This is a genomic window from Herbaspirillum autotrophicum, assembly GCF_001189915.1.
Lineage (GTDB): Bacteria > Pseudomonadota > Gammaproteobacteria > Burkholderiales > Burkholderiaceae_D > Herbaspirillum > Herbaspirillum autotrophicum.
This window is the reverse complement of the sequence record NZ_LFLS01000002.1, coordinates 81,903-108,364: the sequence shown is the minus strand read 5'-3', so window position 1 is coordinate 108,364 and position 26,462 is coordinate 81,903. Positions and strand designations below refer to the sequence as shown.

At 64.3% G+C, this 26,462-nt stretch carries 4 protein-coding genes; all 4 read right to left on the bottom strand.

The genetic code is table 11. The annotated features are described in order from the left end of the window. Window positions 1–59 precede the first annotated feature (59 nt). The 4 genes from AKL27_RS01850 to AKL27_RS01835 are packed head-to-tail and all read right to left on the bottom strand — an operon-like array spanning window position 60 to window position 25,861. Window positions 60–350 carry an MbtH family protein gene (locus AKL27_RS01850; RefSeq protein ID WP_083438798.1) on the bottom strand — a complete coding sequence of 97 codons (291 nt, stop codon included), beginning with the start codon at window positions 348–350 and terminating at the stop codon, window positions 60–62. Further along, a complete protein-coding gene (locus AKL27_RS01845) occupies window positions 343–10,962 on the bottom strand; it encodes a non-ribosomal peptide synthetase (RefSeq protein WP_232310865.1) in 10,620 nt (3,539 codons plus the stop codon). The genes AKL27_RS01850 and AKL27_RS01845 overlap by 8 nt, the downstream gene beginning before the upstream one ends. Further along, window positions 10,959–21,869 (bottom strand): non-ribosomal peptide synthetase/type I polyketide synthase, encoded by a 10,911-nt coding sequence (locus tag AKL27_RS01840; protein WP_232310864.1) that lies wholly within the window; start codon window positions 21,867–21,869, stop codon window positions 10,959–10,961. The genes AKL27_RS01845 and AKL27_RS01840 overlap by 4 nt, the downstream gene beginning before the upstream one ends. Further along, window positions 21,866–25,861: an SDR family NAD(P)-dependent oxidoreductase gene (locus AKL27_RS01835; RefSeq protein WP_050460909.1), complete on the bottom strand. Its 3,996-nt coding sequence runs from the start codon at window positions 25,859–25,861 to the stop codon at window positions 21,866–21,868. Before AKL27_RS01835 ends, AKL27_RS01840 begins: the two co-directional genes overlap by 4 nt. Window positions 25,862–26,462 lie beyond the last annotated feature (601 nt).

The window sequence follows — 26,462 nt, the reverse complement described above, 5'->3', positions numbered from 1 at the left end:
TAGCGCCAATATATTCAACAAATTCCCAACAAAAAACGTAGTTGCCATCTGAGTTCATCTCACATGCAAGCTCCTCCTTGCTGATCACCCGGAGAAATATCTGTTTCCGTCCGTTCTGCGAACCCTGGTTCACCCTGTGTGTGCTTCAGTCCGGCCGGCCGCATATCGATCCATAAGTCGTCAATCCGGTCCAGGCAGCACTCCTGTGACGCCGGCTCGCTTACGACGCGCCATCCGGCCGGCAACTTGCGTTGTGCGGGCCAGACCGAATACTGGCCCTGCCCGTTCGCCACGACCACGAAGGTATCTGCGCCCGGGGCGATCTCGTCGGCGGTTTGCCTGTCAGCCATGCATCCCCTCCATCAGAAGTCCCAACGCCGATTCGTCCAGTGATTCAAGAAGCATGGCGTAAGAGCGCAGCATGGCCTCGGCTTTCACCTGCGGCACCAGTCCTGCGTCATACACTGCAATCAGATTCAAATGATCTCCCGGTGTGACTTCCAGATTGAATGGGTGATGCCAGTAGTCGCAAATGGCGACGTCGCTCACCTGCAGCGCGGCGTTGCCGCTTCCGACCTCGCCCAAGGGATAGTTCTGAATGCGCAGCGCGGTACCGAACAAAGCGTCGCCGTCGGACAAACCGGCGCACTGTGCAATTTCCGGCAACGCCAGCATCGCGTGCGCGGTGGTCGCGACGCGCCGGCGCTGCAACTGCAGGCAGGCCTCGACAAAACCAGTGTCGGGATCGATCTTGCAACGCAAGGGCGGCGTGTTGATCAGATTCCCGACCATGGTTTCGATACCGTCGACCTCGGCGGGACGCAAGACCGAAGTGACGCCGAAGCAAACCTCGTCCGCCCTGCTGTGGCGTGCCAGCACCAGCGCCCATGCCAACATGAAAATGCTCGGCGCCGACAAGCGATGCCGGCGCGCAAACATGCCAAGGCGCGCACCGGTTCCGGCTTGCGGTTGCCATGTCATTTCCGCAAAACGGCCGCTGCAGGCAACCCCCTGCTCCGCCGGCCAGCGCGACGGTGTCATCGCGGCCAGTTCGGCGCGCCAGAAGTCGCGCGCCGCTGCCGCATCCTGACGTTCCAGCCAAAGCAGGAAGACACGAAAATCCGGGGCCGGCACCGCTGTTAATTGTTTGCCGTAGGCGGCCATGACTTCGCTGAGCAGTACCGGCATCGACCAGCCGTCGATCAGAATATGATGATAGGTCCAGACGAAATGCTGACCGGTCGCCGTCTGCAGCAAGGAAAAACGCATTAGCGGCGGCTTGGCCAGGTCGAAGCCGCGCCGCCGCTCCTGCAGGCAATAAGCGTCAATGGCGGCGCCGAGATCTTCGTCCGGCAAACCGGTCCAGTCCTCCCGTTGCCAGGCAAGCGGCACCGCTTCGCCGAAATGCTGTCGCGCCTTGCCGTTCTCGCCGATGGTGAAGTGGGCGCGTAGCGACAGATGCCGCACCAGCGCGGCTTGCCAGGCGGCGATGAAGCTGCCGCTGTCCAGTTCCGCCGGCAAGCGCGCCGTGAATTGCACCACATAGGCAGAAGAATCCGGATACGCCATGGCATGCGCCAGCATGGCGGCTTGCTGCGGTGCCAAAGCGCAAGCTGCCACGGCGACGTCTGCCGCTGCCGCCGCGGCAGGAACATCCCGCGTTAGCGCCTGCAGCCAGTCGCGCATGGCGGCGCATAGCCGATCCGCAAAGGCCTGCGGCAACACACGCGGATCGAAAGTGAGGTCCAGTTGCAAGCGTCCGCCGGCAATCAAGGCATTGACTTCCAATACATACGGACGCGGTGTCGAGGGCGCAAAACCTGCACCATCGGCTTCCGGTGCAGGCCGTACAGGCAAGCTGTCGGGCCAGGCCGTATCCCATTGGCCGAGGTAGTTGAAGGCGATTTCGGGCACCGGCAATGCCGCCAGCATCGCGCGTACTGCCGCATCGGGCGAGAGGAAACGCAGCACCCCGAAACTGAAGCCGTGCCGTGGCATCGCCTTGAGCGCTTCGCGGATCTTGTCGATGCGATGCTCGCCGAGCGGCATGGTCCACGGTGCCAGCACGGTGAACCAGCCGGGGATGCCACCGACATCGATGCCTTCCAGCATAATGTCGCGGCCGTGAGATTCGAGCGCTATGCCGATACCGGAGCCGCTTCCAGCTGAGCCGCCGATCAGTTCATCCAGCGCCACGCTCAAGGCGGTCAGCAAAATCTCTTGTACCTGGGCGCCATGGCTGCGCGGAAGCTCCCGCACCAGCACGCTGGTGACGCTCTCGTCCAATGCAAAGCTGGTGGTCTGCGCAGCGCCGGCCGTCGCGGCGATATCGGTACGCAACAACGGCAAGCGCGCTGAATGGCGCGGCTGTTCCAGCCAGTAGCGCAATTCGCCCAGCGCTTGCGGAGATACCGCATGGCGTTCCACTGCCGCCGCCCACAGGACAAAAGAAGCGTGCGCGCCGTTACCGGAGGCAGACGGCAAGCCGATGGACGAAGATGTCTGCGCTTGCGCGTAGGCGTCGAACAGGTCTTCCAGCAAGACGCGCCACGACACGGCATCAATCACAAGGTGATGCGCAACGACATGCAAGCGGGCCATGGGCTCGCCGGCCGGTGCCACGTACAGCACAAGCCGCAGCAAGGGCCCCTGTTCGATATTCAGGCGCGTCTGGTTGTGCGCTGCGCCTTGTTCCAGCAATGCGCGCCAGCCGGCCGTCTCCGCTGGCGGCGGCACGACTTCCAGCAGCGTCGCGGCATGCTCGCTGAGATGTTGATGCCAGACGCCGTCGACCTGCGTGAAGCGCAGCCGCAGCGCATCATGGCGCGCGCAAACGGCCTCCAATGCGAGGCGCAATGCCTGTGCATCCAGTCCGGCCGGCACTTCCAGCAGGAAGCTCTGGTTGTAGTGATGCCGATCGGGTGCATCCTGATGCAGGAACCAATGCTGGATCGGCGTCAGCGGCACTGGGCCGCTTGTTGGCGCCGATACTTGTGCTGATGCCGGCTGGCGTTCCAGCGTCCGTCCGGCGGCGTCCACCTGTGCCGCCAGCGCTGCCAGCGTCGACGAATCGGGATCCATGATCTGGTTGAGCGTCAGTGCGACGCCTTGCCTGTTGGCTTTGGATACCACCTGGATCGCGAGAATCGAATCGCCGCCCAGTTCAAAGAAGTTGTGTTCGCGCTGCACCTGCGCCACATTGAGCACCTGCGCCCAGATACCGGCCAATTGCCGTTCGGTCTCGCCGGCATAATCGCCGGCGGCGGCTTCCAATGGCTGCGCAGTGGTTTCCGGCATCGCTTCCAGCGCCTTGCGGTCGATCTTGCCGTTGACGGTCAGCGGCATGGATGGCAGCACGATGAAACAGGCGGGAAGCATGTGCGGCGGCAGTTGTTCAGCGAGGAAATCCCGCAAGACGTCATTCGCTATCGGCGCGCGCGTCTCCAGACAGGCCGTCAGACGGCGGTCGTTTTCGCCCTCGCCGTAATGACGCACCAGCACCGCGGCGTGGCGTACCTCGGCATGTTGCATCAACGCCGCCTCGATTTCGCTCAACTCGATACGAAAACCGCGCAGCTTGATCTGGTGGTCATTGCGCCCGACAAACTGCACCCTGCCGTCGGCGAGACGATAGCCGCGGTCGCCGGTTTTGTACAGGCGCGCCCCCGGCGCACCGTAAGGATCCGGCAAGAAGCTCGCAGCGGTCAGGCGCGGCCGGTTCAGATAACCGCGCGCCAGCCCTGCCCCGCCGATATAGAGTTCGCCGATGACACCGGGCGGCAGCAGTTGCATGTCGGCATCCAGCACGTGCAGCTGCATGTTCGGCAGCGGTCGGCCGACCAGCAGTTGTCCGCTGTTGGGGCCGCTGTCAGACCATGCCTCGACGCTGACTGCAACCGATGCTTCGGACGGCCCGTAGCCGTTGTAGAAACGCCGTCCGGGCCCCCAGCGCAGGACCAGTTCGGGTGCACAGCTTTCGCCCGCGACCACCAGTGTCTGCAAATCCGGCAGGCGGCTTTGATCCATCGTCGCCAACGCAGTCGGCGGCAAGGTCGCCGCGCTGATCCGCTGATGCCGCATGAACTGTTCCAGTCCGTCACCGACGCGGGCGGTAGCGGCGTCGGGCACGATCAAGGCAGCGCCTGCGCCGAAGGCCATCGTCATTTCCCAGATCGACGCATCGAACGACAAAGAAGCAAACTGCAACACACGTGCGTCCGGCAGCAAGCCGAAGGTGCCGCGCTGAGCATGCGCCAGCGAGCGCAGGCCGCCGTGGGTATTGCCGACGCCCTTGGGCGTACCGGTCGAGCCCGAGGTGTAAATCACATAAGCCAGTGCCTGCGCCTCAGGCGGTGGGAAGTCGAGGTCATCCGGGATATCGTTCAGGGCGCTCAGGACAGGAACAATATCCGACGCCGCAAACAACATGTCCGGATCCTGCGTGATCGCCTCGGCCTGCAATTCCCTTGCGCACGCGCCATCCGCGATCAACAAGCACGCGCCGCTGTCTTCCAGCATGAAGCGCCGGCGCGCTGCCGGATAGGCGGGATCAAGCGGGACAAAGGCACCCCCGCAGCGCAGGATGCCGATGACCGCAATCACGTAACGCGAGGATCGCGGCAAGCACAGCGCGACCTTCTTTTCGCTGCCCACACCGAGCGTTCGCAGATGCCGCGCCAGTCGCATCGATTCGACCCGCAATGCGGCATAACTCAGACTGCCTTCCTGATCACGCAAGGCGATGGCGCCCGGGGAATGTCTTGCCCATTCATCGATTTGCTGCGGCAGGAAGGCCGGTGCGATCGCTTCGACCGGACCTCTTCCCGCCAGCAATGCCGCTTGCGCATCGAGATCGTCCAGCGCCAGTAAGCGCGCCGCCGGCCATTCCGGATGCGCGGCCATATTGTCCAGCAAGCGTCCCAGCTGGGCCAGCAAACGTTCGGCGGCCGCAGCGGGAATGCTGCCGTCGCGATGCAAGGCCAGGCGCAGGCTTGCGCCGGGATTGCAGACCAGTGTCAGCGGATAGTTGGTGCGTTCCCTCACTTGCACGTCGGCCAGTCTCACTCCGCCGCCAGCCATGGATTGCGCCTTCGGATAATTCTGCACCAGCAGCAGCGTCTGGAACAACTCCTGATTGCCGGGCAAGGATGCCGCCTGGCGAATCTCTGTCAGCGACGCGCCGGCATGCTGCTCGCGCTCCAGATGCTGCTCCTGCAATTGCGCCAGCCAGTCGGTCAGCGGTGTTGCAGATGGAATCGTCAGGCGCGCCGGGACAGTGGCGATGAGCATGCCGATCATCTCTTCGATGCCCTCGAGTTCCGCCGGCCGGCCTGAGACAGTGACGCCAAAAACCACGTCCCGGCTTGCGCTGCAGCGTGCCAGCAGCAATCCCCAAGCCGCCTGCAACACCGTGCCGAGCGTGGTGTGCGCGCGCTGCGCCAACTTCTGCACGGCTTGCGTGCGCACCGCGGACAATTCCATTGTGTGGACTGCGGCTGGTATCTCGGCTTGCTTCTCCGCGTTTTTGTCGGCTCGCGTCGGCATCGCATCGCCGGCCCGCATCGCGAAAGCCAGCGAGGTCGGCTCTTCGATTCCTTGCAAGGCACGCTGCCAGAACGCGATGTCGTCGTTGCGTGCGCCCCCGTCAGATCCGTTATGCCCCCTGCGCCGCTCCTGCCAGTGCACATAGTCGGAGAAACGTGGCGCCGCTTTCAGGCGTATCCGGGAATCGCCCAGCGCCTGGCGATACAGCGCAAAGATGTCGGCCAGCAGCACCGACACCGACCAGCCATCCAATAGCAGGTGATGCGAACTCCATACCAGCTCATGGCGCGTATCGCCGACCTGCAACAACTGCAATCGCAGCAGTGGCGCTTGCTCCAGCGTGAATCCACGCGCCACGTCAGCGCGCATCAGCTCGTCCAGCGCAGCTGCGCGCGCCGTATCTTCCAGGCCGCGCCAGTCGGCGGCGGACCATGGCAATGCCAGCCCGGCGTGCACGCGCTGGCGCATGGCCGGCAGATCGCGCCAATGAAAGCTGGTGCGCAACATGCTGTGGCGCTGCAGCGCTTGTTCCCACGCGCGGCGCATGGCACCGGGGTCCAGTTCACCGTCCAGTGTCAGGCAGAGCTGATTGCAGTAGATGTCGGGGTCGCGCAGGCTGTGGAATACAATGCCTTGCTGCAAAGGCGTCAAGGGCAGTTCTTCTTCCACGCTGTCCTGGCGTGAGCAAGCACGGCGCTCGGCGGCAGCGGCGATATCGCGCAGCGCTGCCATCACTTCACGCAACCACGCGCCGATGCGTTCGCGCTCGGCGGCGCCCGCAGGAAAACTGACGGCGCCGCTGAGACAGCCGGCGCGGATGCCCGCATTGATTTCAATGACGTGGCTGCGTGCGAAGGATTCGCTCTGTGCTTGTCCGCTGTCTTCGTCGAGGGCGCAGAAGCCGTTGCCGCCATCGCTGTGGACGGTTTCGATCGATTCGCGAGTTTCGATATCCAGCCTGCCGAGATAATTGAGCAGGATCTTTGCCGCCGGCAGACTTTGCAAAGCGGCGCGCTGCCCGGCATCGGTCGACAGGTAGCGCATGACGCCCATCGCCAGCCCCTGGCACGGCGATTCGCGTACGCGCTCACACACTTGCATCACGATCCCGGCAGGATCGCATTCTCCTTCCGGCCACTGCAACAGCACCGGTTGCACGGCGGTAAACCAGCCCACCACATCGGACAGATCGAGGTCTTCAAACAGGTCGACGCGGCCATTGCGCTCCAGATCGATCAACAGAGAACCCTTCAGGCCGATACGAGCGGCGCCGATGAACAGTGCCGCCATGAGCAGTTCGTCCACGCGCGCATGAAAAACGCCGGGTGCTACTTGCAGCAGGAGCGTCGTGGTCTCGCTGTCGAGCGACAGCGGCAAGATTTCTGCCGCGCCCGCGGTTCCGGCCGGCAGATGCGCCGGCAACACGGAAAGCCCCTGATCGGCGAAACGCGTGAGGAAGTAATCGACCGCCGCTTGCGCCACCGGCGTGGCGGCCAGCGCGTGCAATTTGCGCGACCAGGTGCGGTAGGACGCAGTCGCTGCGGGCAAGGAAACTTCGCCGCGCAATGCCTGTGGGTAGGCAAGACTCAGATCATCCAGCAACACCGACCAGGAATAGGCATCGATGGCCAGGTGATGCACTGCGATCATCAGCCGTCCGGCAGGCTTGACCAGGACCGCCTGCAGCACGCGGCCGGTACGCAGATCCATGCCGCGCTGGGCCTGCTCATAGGCTGCCAGGCGCGCCGGCAATTCGGCGGAAGCGCCGTCCAGCACGCGCAGGACAGGTCCCGGTACGGATGCGGCAATCTGCAGGATTTCTCCATTGGCTTGCAAGCGCAACATCGGATGGCGCGCCACTACTGCCTCCAGCGCGCGCTCAAGTGCAGCGGGATCGACCTGCGCCGGCGTTTTCAGCACGATCGACTGGTTGTAATGGGCGCGATGTTCTCCCGCCTGTTCGAAGAACCAGGCCTGAATCGGCGTCGCCTGCACCTCCCCCTCATTGTCTTCGTCGGCGGCGGGCAGAGATAGCATGTCGCCTGACATTCCTTGCCGGCGCGATTGCAACGCATGCATCAGCTCGCGTACCGTCTGGAAACGAAAAATGTCGCGTACCGTCAGGTTCAGCTGCAACTGGCGTGCGCGCGACACGACTTGCAGGCTGCGGATGGAGTCGATGCCGAGCTCGAAGAAATTGTCGCAAGGCCCGACCGCGGGCCGGTCCAGCACCTGGGCGAACAATGCGGCCAGCGGCGCCTCAGCCGCCGTAGCGGTGGCGATCACGGCCGATGCATCGTGCTGGGACGCGAACTCGTTCGTGATGTCCAGCTCCAGCAAGGCGCGCCGGTCGGTTTTTCCCGATGCGGTGCGCGGCAACCGCGGCAATATGACGCACAGCGCCGGTACCATGTAGGCAGGCAGGCGCTCGCCCAGCCACGCACGCAGCAGGCCCGGCTCCAGTTCCGAAGCACCGCCTGCGACAGCCAGCAATTGGCCCGAACCTGCAGTGTCTGCGCTATCAGCCCGCATCAGCACGGCCGCTTCGCGAACCTTGGGATGCGCCATCATGGCCGCTTCGATCTCCGCCAGTTCGATACGATAGCCGCGTACCTTGGCCTGCTGGTCTTTGCGGCCGATGAACTCCAGCGTACCGTCAAGACGGCGGCGTCCCAGGTCGCCGCTGCGGTAGCTGCGCAAGGCGGAATCCAGCGGATGCGGCCGGAACGCGGCGGCAGTCTGCTCAGGCTGGCCGACATAGCCTTGCGCGACCCCGGCGCCGCTGATGAGGATTTCGCCGATCACGCCAGGCGGCACGGCCAGCCCCCGGCCATCGACGATTTCCAGCACGACGTTGACAATCGCCCGGCCGACGGGCAATACGCCGGCGGCCGGAGGCAGCGGCTGGTCGGCTGGATTGAAAAAGGAAGAGGTAATGGTCGCCTCAGTCGGGCCATAACCACTGCGAAATGCAACCGGATGTGCGCATAGCGCCTGCCATTCGCGCCAGCGGCGGGCAAACACCCGGTCGCTGCCGGTCACCACCAGACGCAGGCAAGCCGGCGGTGCACGGCGCGTCTGACCGAGCGCGCGGACCCACTCATGCCAGAATGCCGCCGGCAAGTTCAATACGCTCAAGCCTGCTTGCTCCACGTGTTCCTGGAACGCGTCGATGCTGTCGGTGACGCTCTCTGCGCGAATCACCACGCAAGCGCCGGACGCCAACGTCGGGAAAATTTCTTCGGCAGCGACATCGAAATCGGCGGCAGCAAATTGCATGACCCGGTCATTTTCGCGCAAACCGAAATCCTGCGCCACTGCGCGTGCATGATTGGCGAGATTGGCGTGCGTCACGGCCACGCCCTTTGGCGTCCCCGAAGAGCCGGAGGTAAAGCAGACATAGGCCAGCGCCTGCCGTTGCACAAACCCGGCACCGACGCTGCCGCACCCGGCCATGAATGAAGAATCTGACACGGATGCCCGCAAATCCGACAACAACACCGGTACCGGCCAGCCGCTCTCTTCGGCCTTGGTTGTCACCACCAGCGCAATACCGGCAGCGGCGATCATCTGTGCGCGCCGCGCTGCCGGCTGCTGCGGGCTCAGGACAGCATAACCCGCCCCGACACGCCACGCGGCCAGCATCGCCACCACCAGCGACGCCGAGGAAGAAAATCCGAGGCCGACCACGGCGCCGGGCTGCACGCCTGCGTCAGCCAGATCTTGCGCCAACAGTGCCACCCTGAGTCCCAGTTCCCGATATGTCAGCCGGATTGCGCCCTCTTCCACTGCAATCCGGTCAGCGTGGCGCCGCATACTGTCGGCGATCATCTGCGGCAGCAATGGCGCCGGCGCTTGCGCCGGCAACACCGGTGCGGATGGAGGTGCAAGTTGAATACAGGACAATGGCGTGGACGCATCGACGCTGGCTTGCTGCAGCACGTAGGCGTATTGATTGCAAAATTCGGCAATGCTGGCCTGATCGAACAAATCGGCGTCGTACTCCATCACGCAGAGATAATCGTCGCCGTCGAGATGTACGAAAAAGTTGAGATCCAGTTCGGGAGCGCCTGCTGCCGGCGGCACCGCTGCCACCTGCAATCCGGCCAAGACCAGTTGCGCACTGACATCGCTTTGCTGCATGAACATGGTCTGAAACAGCGGTGCCTTGTTCAGCGCGCGTTCCGGACGCACCGCCTGGACGATGCGCTCGAACGGCGCCTGCTGGTGTTCGAAGGCCTCCAGGCAGATAGTCCTTATGCGGCGGATCAGCTCGGCAAGGTCGGGGTCGCCATGCAAGCTGATCCGCAGCGGCATGGTGTCCACGAAGAATCCCACCAGTCCATGCGTCTCGTTGCGGTCGCGATTGCCGACCGGGCATCCGATCACCACTTCATCCTGTCCCGACCAGCGCGACAAGACCTGTGCATACACCGCCAGCAGCACCATGAACGGTGTCGCGCCGAGGCGCAAGCCAAAGGCCTGCACCTTTTGCACGCTGCCGCGCGCCAGACGCAACTGATGCATCGCGCCGGTATTGCCGCGTTCGGCAGGACGCGGCCGGTCCAGAGGCAACGCCAGTTCAGTGACGACGCCGGCCAACTGTTGGCGCCAATAGTGCAGATGAGGCTGCAGTCGTTCTTCATTGAACATTGCACGCTGCCACACGGCATAGTCGGAATACTGGATCGCCAGCGCGGCCGGACTGATTGATGATGCGCCGGTTTCCAGTGCGTATAGCATGCCCAGTTCCCGGATCAGCACGCCCATGGACCAGTGGTCGGAAACGATGTGATGCATCGCCAGCGACAGCACATGGCGGTGCGGCTCCAGTTGCAACAGGCTGACGCGTAAGGGTGGCGCGGCAGTCAGGTCGAAAGGCATGGCCGCCTCGCGTGCCAGCAGTGCCTGCTCGGCCAACGCGTGGCTACTTCTGGCAGCCGGTGTTTCGACCGTCAGCGCAAACGGCGTCATCGGGAGGATATGCAGCTCCGGCTCGACGCCTTCATCGCGGATCACGCTGCGCAACAATTCATGGCGCGCCGTGAGTGCGCCCAGGGCGCGTTCCAGCGCGGACCGGTCGAGCGTGCCCTTGAGCCGCCATCCGGCCATGATGACAAAGGCACTGCCGCCGCCTTCAAGACGATCCAGAAACCACAAACGGCGCTGATTGAACGACAGCGGCGCCGTCGTCCGCTGTACCGGACTGCGTACCAGCTCGGGGAAAGACATTGTGGGAGACGACTCGGATACCGCCTGCAAATGCGCAATCAGCGCGGCCTTGCGCGCACCGAGCTCTGCCCGCAGCGCCGGCGACAAGGCGCCTGCCGGGCCGCGCACGCGCAGATCACTGCCTGAGCAGGTCAGCGTGAAGCCGAGCGCCGCCAATTGCGCCATCAAATGTTCAACACCGTTCAAATCGTAAACTCCTCGATGCCGTCGTCGCCGGAACGGCATTGATCAATATGGCCGGCCAGCGCGGCGAGCGTGGCATGCTCGAACACGGCGGTGATGTTCAGATCGACGCCGAAGCTTTCGCGCACGAACGCCAGCAAGCGCATGCCGATCAGCGAATGCCCGCCCAGTTCAAAGAAATTTGCTTCGCGCGTGATGTCCACTACACCCAGAATGCTGCGCCAGGTGGCGGCCAGCTTTGCTTCCGTATCTGTCATGCAGCTTGCGTCCGCAAGCGCCGACATGCCGGTGCCGACCGGAGACAGAGGCGTCGGCGTGGACAGTTTATCCAACAGCCCATCGGCGCGCGCCATCAGGTCTGGCAAGTCGCGTATCGATACGACGACGCGCGCGTGCGGCGACGCCAGCACCCTGCGCAAGACCTCAATGCCTTCCTGCGAACGCATCGCTTCCTTGCTATCGGGCGCGGCCTGGCCATGACGGCGGTAAGCCGCGACGGTCATACCGGCCTCGCTCCAGTCGTCCCAGTTGAGTACGGTGGTAAACCCGCCTCCGCGCGCATTGCGCTCATGCGCGAACAGATCGAGGAATTCGTTGGCGACGGCATACGCGGCCTGGCCGAACTTGGCCTGCGGCAGCAAGCTGCCGAGCGTCGAAAACAGCACCATGAAATCCAGCGCATCGCCTTCCAGCAAGCGATCCAGCAATACCGTTCCCTGCACTTTCGCGGCCATCACCTGATGCATCGACGCGATGCTGCGGTTCTGGATGATGCCGCCGAGATCGGCCACGCCGGCGCAATGGAATACGCCGTGGATAACGCCGAAACGTGCATGCGCCGACGCCATCGCCGGCGTCAGCGCAGCGGCGTCGGCAACGTCACAGGCGCTTGCGAAAACCTCGATTCCCTCTTTTTCGAGTTCGGCGACCAGCGCGCGGTCGACATGGCGCCCCAGCAAAACGAGGCGTGCGCGGTAACGCGCGGCGAGATCGCGCGCAATGGTCGCTCCCATGCCACCGAAGGCACCGGTGATCAGGTAGCAGCCTTGCCTGCGCAGGCGATCGCCGCCTGCTTCCGGCGCGGGGAGTCTTACCGGCTGCAACTGCGGCACCCAGCGATGGCGGCGGCGCAGCGCGACCTGCGGCGCTGTTGTTGCGTGCAAAAGTTCGTTCAGCAACATAGGAGCGGAGCCCTCTGCCTCGATATCGATGAGACGGCAAGTCAGGCTGCGATATTCCACAGGAAGGATTTTAGCCAGGCCCAGCAGTGTGCCGAGCGAGGCCGCCAACGGCTCGTCGCCGCTGACATCTGCGGCACCGCATGTGACGATGTCGAGTTGCAGTGCGCGCGCCCGCGAGTCCTCGCCGATGGCCTGCGCCAACAGCATCACGCTGGCAAAGCCACGTTCCTGCGCCGTCTCGAAAGGCTGTACAACACTGGCCCAGAGAGACACGACGCGGGTCGGTGTGACGCTGTCCAACAGCTGGCGATAATCAGCTTCACTGGCGGGACTAATGGCGTAGTCTTGCGACGAGAACGCCTCGAATGCGGCTGCCGCCCTGACTTCGACAACCTGTTGGCCGGTTGCGCGCAAGCCGGTCGTCAAGGCGCGGCCGGCAACGGTTTCAGCACCCAGCAGTAGCCAGACGTCCGGCGCGCTTGATGTTGCCATCGCCGACAACTGCGGCGCGCGTTGCCAGCCCGGCAGGTAGAACCAGTCTGCGATATCGGCGCGCCGCTCCTGTGGACTCACCGTCGCGGCGACAGCCGAGTGCGGCGCCGGCCAGTGACGCGTGCGTTCAAACACATAGCCGGGCAGCGCAACGCGCGATGGCGTGCCTGCATCGCCACTTTCCGACCGGCTTGCGTTGCCTTTGCGCCAGTCGATCAATGCGCCGCGCGTCCACAGCTGCACCACAATATCCTCCAGCGCAGATGCCTGCTGCGGCGCTTGCCGGTTCATGCCCAGCGCAATCAATTGCGCCGCCGACCAGCCACCGCTGTGCGCCAGCTTTTGCAAGGCGTTGCCGGGCCCGACTTCGAGCAGCAGGTCAACGCCGTCGCGCTGCATGGTGTCGAGACCGTCGCCGAAACGTACAGCCTGACGCAAATGGCGCGCCCAATAATCAGGGTCGACGGCATCCGCATCGCTGATCCAGGTACCGGTGACATTCGAAATGAAGCGGAGTTGCGGCGGCTTCAGGGTGATGCGGTCGAACTGAGCAACAAAAGCCGACAGCACCGGATCCATGGCTGCCGAGTGGAAGGCGTGCGAGGTGTCGAGGCGCACGGCCGGCACGTTGATTTCTTTCAGCCTTGCTAGCAATGCATCAATGGCGTCCGTCGCGCCGGACAACACGCACTGTCCGGGACCGTTGACGGCAGCCAGGCTGAGCGCGTTGCCGCAATCACGCATCAGCGCGTGGGCCTGGGTTTCGTCTGCTTGCACTGCCAGCATCGCACCGCCGGGCAAGGCCTGCATCAGGCGGCCGCGTAGGGCAACCAACGCCAAGGCGTCATCCAGTGCAAACACGCCGGCCAGGCATGCCGCGACGTATTCGCCGAGGCTGTGTCCCAGCATGGCGACGGCTTCGACGCCGCGCGCCTGCAGGCTGCGCGCCAGCGCGTACATCACCGAGAACAGCACCGGCTGGGCCAGTGCGGTCTGCCTGAGTGCATCAACAGCAAAGGAATCGTCGGCCGCAACGCCGTACAGCACGGTGCGGATATCTTGCCCCACATGCGGCAACAGCGCGACGGCGCAGCGGTCGAACCAGGATCGATAGCCGGCGTCGCTCTCATACAGCGCTTGCGCCATGCGAGGATATTGGCTGCCCTGTCCCGGGAACAGGAAGGCAAGCCGCGCGGCTCCTTTGACCGTTGTCACCGGCGCCGTGCCGGACTGTTCTGCTGCCAGACGCAGCGCGATTATGGCTTCTTCGTTGCTGGATGCAACGATGGCGTGGCGGCAGCCGAAGGCGGCACGTCCCTGTTGCAAGGTGAAGGCGACGTCGCACAAGGCCAATTGTGACTGGTTCTGCAAGACATTGGCGAGCGCCAGCATGCTGCTGCGCAGGCTTGCCGGCGTGCGCGCTGAAAGCGGCAATACCTGTAACACCGGCGGCAACACTTGCGGCGATATCCTTGCGGAGGCGGCTTGCAAGCGCGCAGGCGCCTGTTCCAGCACCACGTGCACGTTGGTGCCGCCGATGCCGAAGGCGCTGACACCGGCACGGCGCGGACCGCCGTTTTCCTGCACGGGCCACGCTTGCAGGGTGTCGACCACGTTGAGCGCCGCTGCTGTGAAATCGACATGTGGATTGGGCGCCGAAAAATGCAGACTAGGCGGCAGCATGCCGTGCTGCAAGGCCAGAATCGTCTTGATCAGGCCGGCGACGCCGGCGGCGGCGTCGGCATGGCCGATGTTGCTCTTGACAGAACCCAGCGCCAGCGGCCGTTGCCGTCCGCCGAAGACCCGCGTCAAGGCGGTAACTTCGACCGGGTCGCCCAGCTCGGTGCCGGTGCCGTGGGCCTCGATATAGTCGATGTCGCCCGGCTCCAGTCCGGCCTGCTTCAATGCCGAGGCAATCACCGCAGCCTGGCCGTCCACGCCGGGAGCGGCGTAACCGACCTTGCGCCCGCCATCGTTGTTGACGGCACTGCCGCGGATCACTGCCAGCACATTGTCGCCATCGGCTTGCGCCTGCGCCAGCGGCTTGAGCAGCACCATGCCGACGCCGCCGCTGGGAACGGTGCCGCGCGCATCGGCGGAAAACGGTTTGCAATGCCCATCGGGCGACAGGATCATGCCCGGCTCATGAAGATAACCGCGGCCTTGCGGAAAGCGTATTGCCACACCACCCGCCAGCGCCATGCCCGCAGCGCCGCTGCGCAACGAACGGCAGGCCATGTCGAGCGCCGTCAGCGATGACGAGCATGCGGTCTGTACGGCCAGCGCAGGCCCCTTGAGGTCCAGATGGTAGGCAATCCGCGTCGCGCCGAAATCCTTGTCGTTGCCCGACATCGCATGATAGCTGTCGGCGCTTTCGGGCATCGGGCCAGCGGCAAACAACTGTCCCTGCAAATAGGTATTCACGCCCACGCCCACGAAGACGCCAACGTCGACCTCGCCTCGGGATTCCACGGCTGCATAGCCGCCATGCTCCAGCGCGTGCCAGGCGCATTCCAGCGCGACGCGATGCTGCGGATCCAGCGTGACGGCATCGCGCGGACCGAGACCGAAGAAGTCGGCATCGAAACAATCCGCCTGCCCGATCACGCCGCCGGCGGCAACGAAATTGGCTTGTTGCAGCACCTCGGCAGTGCGTCCTGCCGCCGCCAGCGATGCCGGATCGTGGCGACCGATGCCTTCACGGCCTTCAACCAGCAGTTGCCAGAAGGCCTCGATATCGGGCGCACCCGGGAAACGGCACGCCATGCCGATGACGGCGATGTCCACCTGCTCGGGCAACGGCGCGCGCACCGTTTTCCCGGTCTCCCGGATTTCTCCATGACCGGACAAATGCGCCGCGAGACTGCGGATGGTAGGAAAACGGAACAGATCGCTGATCGATGCCACCGTGCCGAACTCAGCCGTCAACAGGTCGTGCAAACGAACCAGCAACAGTGAATGACCGCCCACGTCGAAGAAATTGGCATCCGGCGCGATGTCCTTGAGGTTCAGCACCTGCCGCCACAGGCCGGCGACACGCGCCAGGTAATCATTACCCTCGCGGCTCTCGGTATTACCTGGTACGGAGCTTTCTCGCTCAAGGGCAGACAGCGGCAAGGCGCTCACATCGATTTTGCCGTTGCCGGTGAGCGGCATGCCGTCCAGAATCGAGATGAAATCGGGCACCATGAAGGACGGCAAGCTACGCCGCAGTTCGCTGCGCAGCGTCGCGGCATCCGTGTCGGCGGCACCAACGACATAGGCCACCAGACGTCGCTCTCCGGCGCTGTCGGGGCGCAGCATCGCCAGCGCCTGAGTCACACCGGCCTGCTGCAACAAGGCGGCTTCGATTTCGGCCGGCGCAATACGGAAACCACGCAGCTTGAACTCGCGGTCGCTGCGACCGAGGAAATCCAGCGCGCCGTCTTCACGCCAGCGTGCACGGTCGCCACTGCGATACAGGCGCGCCAGCGGATCGGCGGAATACGGATCCGGCTGAAAACGTTCCTGCGTCAGCGCTGGATTATTGAGGTAGCCGGCGCTCACCCCCGGTCCGCCGATGCACAATTCACCGGCGACGCCGATTGGCGCCGGCGCGCCCTGCTCGTCCAGCACATAGATGCGTGCATCACCCAACGGGCGGCCGATCTGCAAAGGCGCGTCAGCACCCGCATAGCGGCCGGCGGTTACGGTCACCGTCGTTTCGGTCGGACCGTAGGCGATGAACAGATCGCGGCCTTGCTGCCATTGCGACGCCGTCGCAGCGGGACACAACTCGCCGCCGACAATCAGCGTGTGCAAGCGGGGCAACGGCGCCGCCGGCATCGCCGCCAGCAGCGCCGCCGGTATTTGCAGATGCGTGATATGCATTGCGTCCAGCGTCTGCAGCAGCGGCGAACCGGGCAACAGGCGTTCGCGCGGCGCCAGGCACAGGCAGGCGCCGGCAGCCAGCGCAAACACGATATCGGAAACCGCCACATCGAAACCGAAGGCGGCCAGTTGCAGAATGCGGCTTTCCGGCGTTACAGAAAATTCAGTCACGGCGCTTTGCGCCAGACGGCACAAGGCATGATGCGCCAGCGCCACGCCTTTCGGACGGCCGGTGGAGCCGGAGGTGAAAATGACACAGGCGGTTGCGGCGAAGTCCTGGTCGAACGCGCCGTTGGAATGCTTTGATTCGTCCTGCCCGAGCAAGCCAGACAAGTCCTCCAATACCGGCAAGCGCATCCAATGCGCCGCGTTCCAGTCTGCCGGACGATCACCAACCACCAGCGCGACGCCGGCATCGTGCAGCATCTGCCCGATACGTGTGGAGGGGTAGCCCGGATCGATGGGCACGAACACACAGCCGGCTTTTGAGATACCCAGTAGCGCAGCGATCAGGCCGATGGATCGCTCGCCGATCAATGCGACGCGATTCCCGGGATTGAGGCCTGCGGTACGCAGACGCCGAGCAAAGTCGCCGGATAACCGGTCCAGTTGCCGGTAGCTGAGCTCGCCCTCGGGCGTCGCCAGCGCCGGCGCGTCGCCGTTGCGCTGCACGCTGGCGTACAGCAAGTCGTGCAAGCGCATCGGCACGATTGCCGGCGGCAACACGGTGTGCGCCCGGCCGAACTGCGCCAGCAAGGCACGCGCCTGTGCATCAAGCAACGAGTGCGACAGCGGCGGCACATCGGGCTGCGTCAGCAAGGCGTCCAGCAGATGCACGAAGCCCGCGCCGATACGCTCAGCCAGCGCGGGGACAATGACGTCGGCGGCGTATTCCAGTTCTCCCGCGATGCCTTGCGCATCCTGATGCAAAGCCATGCTGAGATCCGTGCGCGCCAGCGGCGCCGACCAGGGTTCCGCCACCGCGTCGATGGCGTCCAGCTGCAATTGCCACTGGCGCAGATCGGCCAGCACGAACATCGCCTGCAGCAAAGGTGGCCGCTGGGGAATGCGCTCGACGCCGGCGGCTTCGACGATCCGGCTGAAAGAGATGTCCTGGTGTTGCAGTCCTGCGGCGACGCGTTGCTGGACGTGACGGCCGAACCCGGCCAGATTGGCGGCGCTGCAATCCAGGCGCATCGGCAGCGTATTGGCAAGGAAGCCGACGATGTCGTCCAGCCCGCTGCGGCTGCGACCGGCCACGGGAATACCGACCACGACTTCCTGCTCGCCGCCAAAATGCGCCAGCGTCAATCCCCACACGCCGAGCAACAACGCGAAGACGCTCAGTCCGGCGTCATTGGCCGCCTGTTGCAGGCGTTCGCTGCGCTCCCGGCCAAGTGCGACCGGCACGCGGCCAAGGCGGAAGTCACGTTGTTCCGGCATCCGGCTCAAGGCCAGTCCGAGCACGGCAGGCGCACCGGCAAGCTGGTCGCGCCAGTAGTTGTACTGCACCTCGAAAGCACCCTGTTCGTCGCAACGGCGCTGCCATTCGGAAAAATCGATTTGCTGCAAGGCTGCGGGAGCAGGATCCAGCGCATCGCTGTAGGCTTGTCCCAGCGCGTCGACAATCACCCGTCCGGAGCCGCCATCGAAGGCGGTGTGATGCGCGACGATCGCCAGCAGGTGTTCGGCAGGCCCGAGCCGGATCAGGGCGGCGCGCAGCGGCAGGTCTTCCGCCAGTGAGAAAAATCTTTCTGAAAATTCCTGTAGCAATGGCGCGATCTGCTGCCGGTTGTCGCCCACAGCTATCCTTTTCAGGTCGAATTCAGGCGAGACTTCGACCTCCTGCCACAGCACGCCGTCGGCAAGGACGAGCCGCGTGCGCAGCGCTTCGTGGCGTTGCATCACGCGCCTGAATGCAGTCGCCAGACGTTCGGCGTCCAGCTGGCCGCGCAGCCGGTAAACCACCGCCTGATTGTAGGCACCGCGTTGTTGTCCGGATTGTTCGATGAGCCACAGACGTTCCTGATTGAGCGAAGCGCGCGCACGCCGGTGCGGGCCGCCGGCCAGCACCTCCGGCAGTCCGGCGCCACGCTGCGCACGGCGCACTTCCAATGCCATGCCGCCCAAGCTTGACGCGTCAAAAACGGCCGTTACCGGCAGGCGCACGCCCAGATTTTTTTCTACCGCTGCGACCAGTCGCACCGCACTGAGCGAATGGCCGCCCGACTGGAAGAAATTGGCCTGCGGATGTTGCGGACGGCTACCGGTCACCTGACGCCAGATATCCGCCAGCAGATTTTCTTCCAGCGTCATCGAGGTTGCTGTCTGCGGTGCTTGTGCCGCTGCCGTCGCTTGTCGGCCGGGAGCAGGCAAAGCCAGAAAATCGATTTTGCCGTTGGCGTTAAGCGGCAAGGCCGGCATAAAGACGTAACGGGACGGCTGCAAGGCTGTCGGCAGGATCTGCTGGAGGCGTCGCCGCAACGCCGGCGCCACCGATTCGTTTGCTTCGACGTATGCCATGAGTATCAGTTCGTCGCTACCGTCAGTAATGATTTCGCGCGCCACGACGACGGCATCCGCTACACCGGCGCACCTGCGCAGCGCCGCGCGGACTTCTTCGGGATCGATGCGCACGCCGCGGATTTTCATCTGGCGATCAAGTCGTCCCATGTAATCGATGCCGCCATCGGGACGCCAGCGTCCGAGGTCGCCTGAGCGGAATGCGCGACCGCCGGCGACGCCTGCTGGCACCGTGACAAAGCGCGGCTCGCTGCCATCGAGACCGAGATAGCCGCGCGCCAGCCCGATACCGCCGATCATGATTTCGCCCGCGGCGCCCACCGGCAACACATTGCCGGCCGGATCGAGAATCGCCAGCAAATTCCCGGGGATCGGCCTGCCTATCGGCACCTGTGGCCCTTCGGCGGTGTCGACGTCGTAGCAGGTCGAATCTGCCGATGCCTCCGACGATCCGTAGAGATTGAGCAGGCGGCAAGCAGGCAACAGGCCCAGAAAGCGTCGGGCCAGATCGCCTGGAAACGCCTCGCTGCTGCAGATGCAGTGACGCAGCCCGCCCAGCACGTTGCCGACGTCGGCGACATGATCGAGCAGCGATTTCAGCAACGATGGCACCAGCGTCAGGCGCGTGACTCTGTAACGCTGCAAGGCCGCCGCCAGCGCCCGCGGATCGCGCACCTGGGCGGCCGACAAGATCACGGACGGCACGCCGCCCAGCAGCGGACCGAACAGCTCCCAGACGAAATCGACGAAAGTCGGCGTGGTTTTTTGGCAATAGCGGTCGCGTGGTTCGAACGGATAACGCTCCAGCATCCAGGCGATACGGTTCACCGCACCCTGGTGCAAGCCCATCACCGCTTTCGGGCGACCGGTCGAGCCCGAGGTGTAGAGGATGTACAGCAGGCTGTCGGGGCGATTGACGTCCGGCGGTGCGCACGCCTGCGGGAATGCCTGTGACGGATCAACCAATGTGGGCTGCTGTGCTGCGGGAACGTCGGCAGCAAGCCAGTCCGGCGCACCGGTCGTCATCAGTACCGTCGCCCCGCTGCTGTCGAGCATGTAGCGCAGGCGCTCGGCGGGGAAATTCGGATCCATCGGGACGAAGGCGCCGCCCGCGCGCAGGGTCGCCAGGATGGCCACGGCCAGATCCGCTGAACGAGGCAGGCAGACGGCGACCGGCGTTTCAGCAACGACGCCCAGTTGCGCCAGATATGCGGCCAGTGCGTCGCAACGGCGGTCGAGTTCGGCATAGGTAGTTTCGCCCCCGCCTTCGGCGTCGATCAGCGCTACCGCATCGGGCGTGCGCGCGGCTTGCTCTGCAAACCAGGCGCTCAGTGTGCGCGGCGCCGCCGGCATTGATGGCAACGGCGGATTGAGGCGCGCCAGCATCGCGCGCGCCGCGTCGCTGCGTTGAAGCGGCAGTTGCGACAACGGCAGTTGCGGATCGGCCAGCGCCGCTTCCAGCAAGACTTCAAACGATACCGCCATCGCGGCGGCGACCTGCGGATCGATGAAGTTGCTGCGATACTCCAGTCCGCCCTCGATGTGTTCTGCGCCGGCTTCCAGTTCCAGCAGCAGGTCCGCCCGGGCGGCGGGGAGCGGCACGGATGCGGCGTGCGCACACACCGCGCCTGCTTGCGCCTGCAGCGGCGGCATCGTCTGCAACACCAGCATGGCCTGGAACAGCGGCGCAAGCCCTGTGCGGCGCTCCGGATTGACGAGCTTGACCACTTCGTCGAACGGCAGCCCCTGATGGCGCAAGTCTTCCAGCATGTGATCGCGCACCTGTTCGGCCAGGGTACCGAAGCTTTGGCTGCGCGCCGACACATTGCGCGACACCATGGTCTCACTCAAGAAACCGACAATTTCTTGCTCCTGCTGGCGCGGGCGGTTGACGACCGGAACGCCGACGGCGATGTCATCCATGCCGGAAAAGCGCGCCAGCATGGCATGGAACGCCGCCAGGATTACCACGAACGGCGTGGTTCCGGTGGCATCGGCAAAGCGTTTGATGGCGGCCGTCAGCGGCGCCGGCAAGACTACCGGGATGCGTTCGCACAATGTCGCGCCGGCTTGCCCGCGCGGCCCTGAAAAAGGTAATTCCAGCGCTAGCGGCAACTGCGCCAGCCGCGTCTTCCAATAGCCGTGCAGCTGTTCGCGGGCAGCGGCTTGTTGCGGCTCGCGCAGCCACGTCGCATAGTCGCCGAACTGCACCGGCTCGGGTAGCGCCACCGGTTCGCCCAGCTCGCGCGCATACAGCATGACCAGTTCGCGCAGCAGCAGATGTCCCGACCACATATCGATGATGCTGTGATGGAAGGTCAACAGCAAGGCGCTCGCGCCGTCCCCGGTATCGTCGTCGTGCAGGAGTTGCGCCCGCAGCAGCAAGTCGGCAGCGAGGTCGAAAGGCTGTGCAACCGCCTCGCACAAAAAAGACGGCCATGACGTCGCGGGCACGGCATGCTGCGTCAGGAAGAAACTGTCGACTTGCGCGAAGGTTTGCTCGAGGGTGCCGTCATCATGATCGAAAAAGCCGGCACGCAAGCCTTCGTGACGTTGCAGCAGCACCAGCAAAGCGCGTTCCAGCGCGGCAACGTTGATCGGGGCATTGAAACGGATATCCATGCCCAAATTGAATTCGCCGGTCACGCCGTCGATGCGTTCGACCGTCCACAGCCGTTGCTGGGCAGGTGTCGCCAGCACGCGCGCAGACGTCGCGCGGCGAGGGATTGCGGGCTCCTCCGAGGGCAGTGCGAAACCGTCCTCGGCCAACAGGTCGGCCAGCAGCGCTGCATCCAGTGCCGCATCCAATCCAGTCTCCATCGCCGGCATTTCAGGGATCGTCATACAGTCCTCGCAGCAACGCGTGCCGCTTTTTGTTCGGGTGTCATTTGTTCTATTTCCAGCCAGCGGCGAGCGATGGCTTCGGTGATGCCCGGCTTGCTTTCGCCACGCTGCACGTGGGCGCAAAATCCTGCCACGCTCGGGTTTTGCAACAGATCGGAGGTCGTTGTGTTGAGACGGAAGCGTTCGCGCGTGGCGGCCGTGATTTGCGCTGCGCGCAACGAATTGCCGCCCAGCGCAAAAAAGTCGTCGTGCACGCCGCATGCAGACAGGTCGAGGATCTGCTTCCACAATTGCGCCATGTAGCGCTCAAACTCGCTGCCGGGCCGGCCGGCCTGCAGGAATCCTCCTGCCATCCGGGCCAGTTGATCGCGATCGATGGCGCCCGTTGCATCGTGCGGTATCGCATCCACCATCCTCACCGGAACCGGCAAGCTGCGCCCGAAGTGGTCACGCAGATTCAGGCTGCGGTCAGAAGCGAGGTCGGTTTGAAATACCACCGGTTCGTCCACAGCTATGGCGGCGTCTTGCAGCGCAGCCTGGCGCGCGTGCCGGGAATCAAGTCCGATTGCCAGTACCGGCCTGGATGCCGATAACGCTATCTCGAAGCTGGCGATGGCATATGCCGGTTCCAGCGAAAAGTAACCTGCCGCTTCCAGCATCGATACCGGGGCGCCATTTTTGCTGATGCCGGTATCACGCCACGACGAAAATCCCAGGTAATGGCAGCGCGTATTGCCAGACGCGGTCAGTTGTTCCGCCAGCGCCGCCTGCCAGGCGTTCGCGGCGGCATAAGCAGCATCCTGCCGGCCCGCGACCATGCCGGCGACGGAGCCGACCAGAACCAGCCAGGCACCGGGATGCGCTGCGGCCAGTGCTTGCAAGGCGCGGCTGCCGGCAACTTTCGCGTGCATCATCTGCGCCAGCGCTACCGCCGTTTCGCGGCGCAATTCGCTCTGCCGGCCCTCGCCTGCCAGATGCAGGATGCCGTCCAGTCCGCACTGCCAGCGCTCACGCGCCTGCGCTACGGCGCCCCCCAAGGCAGCGGCGTCGGCCACATCGGCGCTGACATAGAGCACGCGGCCGCTGCGTTCCAGCTCCTGCAGCGCTGTGGCGCGTGCGGCGTCGAGCTGTGCCGGTTCGGTACGACCGACAATCAACAATTTTGCGTCGTGACGATCGAGCAGATGCCGCGCCAGCAACAGCCCGATGCCGCCGAGTCCGCCGCTGATCAGATGCAGGCCTCCGGAGCACAATGCCGGGCGGTCCGCCTTGGATAACTCGACGTTGCGCCAGCGTCGCCGGTGGCGGGCACCGTTGAAGTAGGCCAGTTCCGTTTCGCGCGTGGGGTTGCGCAGGTCGCCGAGAATCATGCCGGCGTCACTGACGAGGTCTTTGCCTGCGAACTGGATATGCATGCAATGTACACCGTCGATTTCCGCTGCCGCCGTCCGCAAAAAAGCGGCCGCCGCAGCGTGCCCGGCGGCATCAGCGCCGCCGCATGCGATCAGTCTTGCAGGCCGGCTGCCTCGCGCGGTTGCCGCCAGCGCCTGGCATAGCCAGAGTAGCCGGGGCAAGCGTGCCCAGCCGGGCAATACCAGAATGACGTCGGGCAATCCCTGCTGCGCCATCACATTGAAAAGACCGCTCAGGGACGGCAAAGGATCGGGTTGTTCTTCCAGTACAAACTGCTGCCAGTCGATATCGCCGGCCGCTTGCGCCAGCGCCGCCCGGATCGCGGTGTCACCGGCGGAGGCATCTCCCAGTACGGCGATGCGTGGCCCGTGGAGCGGCTCGCCTGCCGCGACAGCGATCGGGCAAGCTTTCCAGAACGGTTCGGAGAACCAGTGGGGAATGGTGCCCGCAGCCTCCAGCAGGCAGGCGGATTGTTTGATCTCGGTATCGAAGATACCGGCTTCCAGCAGGCGCTTGAGTTCTATCCGTTGAACCTTGCCGGAATTGGTGCGCGGAAGGCGATCGGCCGGCACATGGATGAAATACGCGGGCATCAGCGACAGCTGCTTCCCCAGGCGCATGCGCATGTCTTGCATGACGCGCCTGAGGACGTCATCGCGCACACCGGCAATATCGGAAACGCCGGAAACATGGAAAAACAAGGCCAGCTGATCCGTCCGTGCAGCCGGCGCGCGCACCCCGACCGCCGCGATGCTGATGCGCTCTACGCCCTCCGTCTGCGCCACGACTTCTTCAATTTCGCTGCTGTAGAAATTGGCGCCGTTGACGATGATCATTTCCTTGATGCGCCCGACCACGAACAGCTCGTCATTGCGGATGAGGCCCATATCGCCGGAGCGGAACCAGTTGCCGTGCATTGCTTCGGCCGTCAGGTCGTCGCGCCCGAAATACCCCATGAACAAGGAGTCGCCGGACAGCTCGACGGCACCGATGATGCCTTCCGGGACTACTTCGCCATGCTGGTCGACGATGCGATGCGCGGCGCCGCAGATCGGCAGGCCGAGGGAAACCACCGCGCCGTTGCCTGGCACCCACGGCGACATGGAGAATCCGCTGACGGTTTCCGTCATGCCGAACGACGGCCAGATCACGCCGGCGGGTAATTTGTTCTCTGCAAAACGTGTGGTAAAAGCCGTCAGCACGCTGTCGGAGACGGCCTCGCCGCCGTTGAGGATCATGCGCAGGCCCGACAGGTCCCAGTCGCGCGTCGCGCCGGGCGCAGAAGCCGCTTGCAGCAACAGCTCGAACGCAAAGTTGGGCGTCCAGACCATGCAGACCCGATGCCGATGCGCCAGATCCAGCCAGCGGATCGGTGCTTCAAGCACGGTGGCGGTGTCGACCTGTATCTGGTTCATGCCGAGCACCAGCGGCAAGATCGACAAGAAGCCCAGGCCGCCGACATGGTCAAGCGGCATCCAGTTCATGGTCGTCGCGCCGGGCGTCAGCGCCGCGCCGCGTTCGGCTACGCCACCGATCATCGCCAGTACATTGGCCTGGCTCAGCATGACACCCTTGGGAAGACCGGTGCTTCCCGAGGTCATGAACACCATGGACAAGGCCTGCAGATCGCTTGCCGGCGACGGGATTGCGCGGTCGGCGCGACCGAGTTCGGACGTATCCAGCAAGGCCATCCCGCTCAGCGCATCCGCGCCCAGCGGCGCCAGCGCTTGCAAGCTGGCGGGATCGGCGGCAATGAACGGCCGCCCCAGCACTTCCCAGGAGTCGCGCAGGCGTTTGAGTGATACGCCGCCCGCTGCTGCCGCCGCAACCTTGAACGGCGCCGGCACCATGGCGCCGAGCAGGCAGGCCCAGAACAGCGGCAGCAGGCTGCGGCTGTCTGTGGCATCGACCAGAACCACATCGCCGCTGCGAACGCCGCGCGCGCGCAAGGCGCCCAGTATCCGGCGCGCCTGATCGAACAGTTCGGCATAGCTGACCCGGGTTTCACGCATATCGGCGCCGACGTGGACAATGCCGAGTTCGGGATGCTGCGCCGCGCGCGCCAATGCATCGGCCAGATTGGCCGGCATTCGCGGCTGCGCGGGAAGCGGCCGGCGACGGGAAACCGCCAGCTTGTCGACAGCACCGTTCGCCGGCATCCTGGCGAGCGGCGTTTCCTGCACAGTGGAACTCAGCAAGGGGTAGTCCGGCAGGAGATCGGCCAGATGGATGCGCTGCCGCAGCGACGCCAGCGGCCGATAGACGGCGGTCGGCGGCAACGATGCCCCGCCCCAGGCCGGCAATGCGGTCAGGGCGGCATCATCCACGCTGCCGTCGGGCCGCAGCGGCAACGCGTGCACGCGCACCAGCGCCACCGGCCCCGGATACCCCGCGTCCGCGATGGCGGCGTCCAACGCCTTGCGCTGACCGCCGACGACATAGGCGGCCAGGCCCACGCCCGCCTCCTCCCCCTTCGTCAAGGCAGCGACGAGATGGACGGCAGAGACCGTCGGCACTGCCAGCAGCCGTGTTCTGAGCGCGGCAATGATAGTGTTCTCCGACACAATACGTTCCAGCATCCCGCTCCCCTGAGCATTCCCGACCTGTCATCGGCAAGCTTGTTTATTACGGTAAACGATCCGATTAACAAGCAAAGCCCCCTCCTGCAAGGGTGATTTGATCTTGCCATTATTTTTTGCGACTCAACGAACCATCGTCCCGCGCTCATCATGAGGCGTGCCGACATCGTGGAATGCTTAAGTTTGCCATTGCAAAAATGCAGATATTTTCTGCACGCAATATTGCCACTGAATCGCTACGGGAATTGACTGCTTGTCTCATTTTTTCAAAATATATCCGGACAAATCAGATGTTTCCGGCATAGCGCACCGTAACAACGTGCATATCCATTCGGCCGGCGGTATCGCATCACTGGGATTGATGTGAACATATTTCCTGTTTGCAACCTTGTTGATTTCGACCGGCATGCCGGTACCGTTGCGCCCCGTCAGGAGCGATCGGCAACGCCGCGCGACGGGTGTGGGAGATATAGCAAACATCCGATGTCTGGCGCATGCAGAGCTGACGACCACTTGGGACCTGCGGTACAGCAGACGATTGAAAGCTTGGCGACATCCATTGCGCGCTAAATACTCAGGTTGGCATGTTTCGGCAGGCTGG

What these genes read in the sequence shown, in the direction of transcription:
- AKL27_RS01840 (WP_232310864.1), bottom strand. Translation starts at nt 21,869, where the DNA reads ATGACGATCCCTGAAATGCCGGCGATGGAGACTGGATTGGATGCGGCA.
- AKL27_RS01835 (WP_050460909.1), bottom strand. Translation starts at nt 25,861, where the DNA reads ATGCTGGAACGTATTGTGTCGGAGAACACTATCATTGCCGCGCTCAGA.
- AKL27_RS01850 (WP_083438798.1), bottom strand. Translation starts at nt 350, where the DNA reads ATGGCTGACAGGCAAACCGCCGACGAGATCGCCCCGGGCGCAGATACC.